This is a genomic window from Romboutsia sp., from assembly GCF_056995035.1.
This window is the reverse complement of the sequence record NZ_JBXKIW010000034.1, coordinates 1-3,186: the sequence shown is the minus strand read 5'-3', so window position 1 is coordinate 3,186 and position 3,186 is coordinate 1. Positions and strand designations below refer to the sequence as shown.

General features: G+C 30.2%; 6 protein-coding genes. 3 read left to right on the top strand and 3 right to left on the bottom strand.

The genetic code is table 11. The annotated features are described in order from the left end of the window. The first annotated feature begins 803 nt into the window (after positions 1–803). The 3 genes from AC11VW_RS04005 to AC11VW_RS03995 all read left to right on the top strand — a co-directional run bounded on the left by AC11VW_RS04005 (position 804) and on the right by AC11VW_RS03995 (position 1,567). Complete coding sequence (locus AC11VW_RS04005; protein ID WP_484300103.1) at positions 804–1,025, top strand: DUF1659 domain-containing protein; 222 nt, start codon at positions 804–806, stop codon at positions 1,023–1,025. Positions 1,026–1,183: 158 nt separating this feature from the next. Beyond that, positions 1,184–1,411 (top strand): DUF2922 domain-containing protein, encoded by a 228-nt coding sequence (locus AC11VW_RS04000; RefSeq protein ID WP_484300102.1) that lies wholly within the window; start codon positions 1,184–1,186, stop codon positions 1,409–1,411. Positions 1,412–1,420: 9 nt separating this feature from the next. Beyond that, positions 1,421–1,567, top strand: a complete 147-nt coding sequence (locus tag AC11VW_RS03995) for a YvrJ family protein (RefSeq protein ID WP_484300101.1) — start codon at positions 1,421–1,423, stop codon at positions 1,565–1,567. A 331-nt stretch (positions 1,568–1,898) separates the two neighbouring features. Here AC11VW_RS03995 and AC11VW_RS03990 read toward each other — a convergent pair whose 3' ends face one another. From AC11VW_RS03990 to AC11VW_RS03980, 3 genes are all read right to left on the bottom strand, one after another. Further along, positions 1,899–2,336 (bottom strand): hypothetical protein, encoded by a 438-nt coding sequence (locus tag AC11VW_RS03990; protein WP_484300100.1) that lies wholly within the window; start codon positions 2,334–2,336, stop codon positions 1,899–1,901. 107 nt (positions 2,337–2,443) lie between these two features. Next, positions 2,444–2,698 carry a Mor transcription activator family protein gene (locus AC11VW_RS03985; protein WP_484300099.1) on the bottom strand — a complete coding sequence of 85 codons (255 nt, stop codon included), beginning with the start codon at positions 2,696–2,698 and terminating at the stop codon, positions 2,444–2,446. A gap of 11 nt (positions 2,699–2,709) precedes the next feature. After that, a partial coding sequence (locus tag AC11VW_RS03980) for a DnaB-like helicase C-terminal domain-containing protein (RefSeq protein ID WP_484300098.1) occupies positions 2,710–3,186 on the bottom strand: 477 nt, incomplete at its 5' end.

Sequence of the window (3,186 nt, the reverse complement as noted above, 5' to 3'; positions counted from 1 at the left end):
CTACATCAAATTCGCTACATTCAAAATCATGAATTCTATGAAATGATTTTAATGAATCTAAACTATCTGATAATGTGTTTCCTTTTAATTTTCCCATAATGAATCCTCCTAATATAGTTTAATCTCTAATCTAAAAGCGGTACAGGACTAAAGTCCCCCAATACTAAGAGAACATTTCATTAAACTTTTTTATTTTTAATTTCTTTTATAATTTGAGATACTCTTCCCTTTGTTAACCCTAGCTCTTTTACTATTTGTACTTGCTTATATCCTTTTTCATATGGCTCTTTTACTGCATTAATACTATCTAATCTATCTTGTTCTCTTTTAGTTAATCCATTTTCATTTCTTCTTTTAGCCTTTTGTTTAGCCTTTTTATCTTCGGCACATCTTCTATAATTTTTTTACACTTTGCTATTTTATATTGTTCTTATCTATACAAATACATTATACATGTTTATTATTATAAAAGATTTTATTTTTTATAATATATTTTAATTATTTTACTAAAAAAAAGGCACAGTAATCTACCTTTTTTATCTTCTTCTTCTATTATTTTAATCTTTATCTATTTATACCTAATTGATTATGATTCCTCTTCCCTCAAACTCATTAATAACCCTGGTAATAGTACTCTTAGATAAATTTAGATCAGCAGCAGTTCTTGAAGTAATATTAATTTTAATTATAAGTACAACAAATATTGTACACTTTTGTTTTAACTACATATTCGCTAAGCCTACTACTATATAACTATAAGCAAGACAAACACTTGCTAAAAAATTTAAAGGAGGAACTAAAAAATGGGAGTAGTATCAACACCAAATGCATCAAGTTTAAAAATGAGATTCGACTGTGGAAAGGACAACAATGGCAAGCTAATAATAAAAAACAGAACATACGCAAAAGTAAGACCAGAAGCAACACATGAAAAAGTTCACCAAGTAGCAGCTGCAATAGCATCACTACAAGGCCACACATTAATAGAAATAGCTAAAATAGACAACACAACAATATCACAATAATAAGAAACTTGCTTTACTCAAAAATATAAAAAAGTCTTCAATTAAATATTTATAAGGAAGACTTTTTTGAAGCACATATACGAAAATTATATTTATCTACAGTTTTAAAATGAATATAATTTCCTATGTACTATAAAAAATAAGGGAGATATAAAACTATGGAAATAAAAACAAGATTGCTAATGATATTTAAAAATGAAGATGATAAAAAGGTATCTATCTCAGTAGACTCGCCAAGACCTGACGTAACTGAACCAGAAATTTTAAGTGTTATGAACATTATCATAGCAAATGATATATTTGCACCAGAAGGTTTAACACTAACAGATTTAGTAGAAGCTAAAGTAGTACAAACTGACACTAAAGAATTTGACTTAGTAGTATAAAAATAGCCTATGGATTCAAATTTACAAACTCTAATAGCTAACGTAGGATTTCCAATAGCCATATCAATGTATCTATTGATAAGAATAGAAGGAAAACTATCTTGCTTAACCGATAGTATAAATGAACTATCCAGAAATATACTAAATATGAGATAACCAAAAGGGAACTGAATTTTCAGTTCCCTTTTTGCATAACTAAACTTCACCACAATCTTATTAAGTTTAGCATTTGTACAAAATATAGTTTTTAAAGTACTCTTTTCCAAACATAAGAGAGGAATAAGTCCGATTCGTTCATATTTTTCTCGTCCAAGATGATCTTCCATTCCAGCCTCTAAAAGTTGCTGCATGACTTCTTTAAATAGTTTTTGCATTTTCTTCTCTTACTCGAGCTGAATATTTTGTGAAAAATTTAAGTAATAAATAATAAGAGGTATCTCAAGTATTACATAGGTATATTACTTGGATACCTCTTATTAGATTTAATCTAAAATGCACATTCTATAAGGTTAATATTTCTATATTCTACAGCCATTGGTCTAAATCTAACTCTACCAGCTTCGCAAGCTATTCTAAATCCTTGAATACTCCTACTATCAGCTCTATCTACTATCATATAGAAATTAGAAGGGGTAAAACCTCTCCTCATTGCTATCCTAACTATTGCCATCCTTCTACAGTTATTTATAGTAAATTGCCCACCACCAGGTGATATAAAAGGAGTAGGATCGTTATCTTTTTGTGCATAGTTATAACCATCACCATCACCATATTCAAGAGGCATAGAAGGCGCAAAGAAGTTAGCAACTTCTACGTATTCATTTGTAATATCCTCATTAGGATATGCATTTTGTAAATCTCTAAGATATACAGCCATAAACTTATAATAATTGTCCCAATACTCTTGCGAATAATTTCTCTCCATTTCTGATTCCCCTTTTTATGATATAAATATTGTTCTATATATCATATGTAAATATTGGGATAAGTTTCTTATTTATGTGAAGTAATTTACTTTAAATGTAGATGTACCTAACTAAACTCCGTAATAATCCTATTAAGCTGATTAACACACATGCCATATTCCTTAGCCAACTGACTAGCATTAACCCCATTATATCTCTTAACAATTTCCCTGTTCCTACCATTTCTAAGCACACTACTAAAGGTAGGAATATACAAATTACTACCACCATACATCCTAGAAATCTCTAAAAACTTTTCCTCCCCCACAATCTCAAACAAATTCTCCAACTTATAACCAATATCATCTCTTTCTAACTTCATACCTTTCCCCCCTAATATACAATCTCTTCAAAATGAAGCCTTGGGCCATTGTACCAATAATGCCTATAATTAGTTTCACCATCTCTGCACTTAGCAACAATCAAATCAAGTAACTTGACACCCTCATTTTTCATCTGCATAACCCTATACTTCTCAAGCTTAGCAGCATCTATTGCCTTCTCAAAATCATTGCCAACAGGCTCATGAATATAAACAACATTATTACTATCATGAAAAATTGCCTTACTATCTCTCATAGGTCTCTCACCCCAAGGCCTAAAATCCTTCATCTCATCATTTAACTGACTAAGCTGAATAACAGGAATACCAAAATCCAAAGTAATATTTTTAAGTTCCCTAGATAAACTAGCAACCTCCCTTTCCCTACTTTGTAACCTCTCCTCAATACTCAATAACTGAACATAATCCACAATCACCAAATCACGCTTAACCTTTCTAATTCTCTTTTTAATACCACCAACAGTACT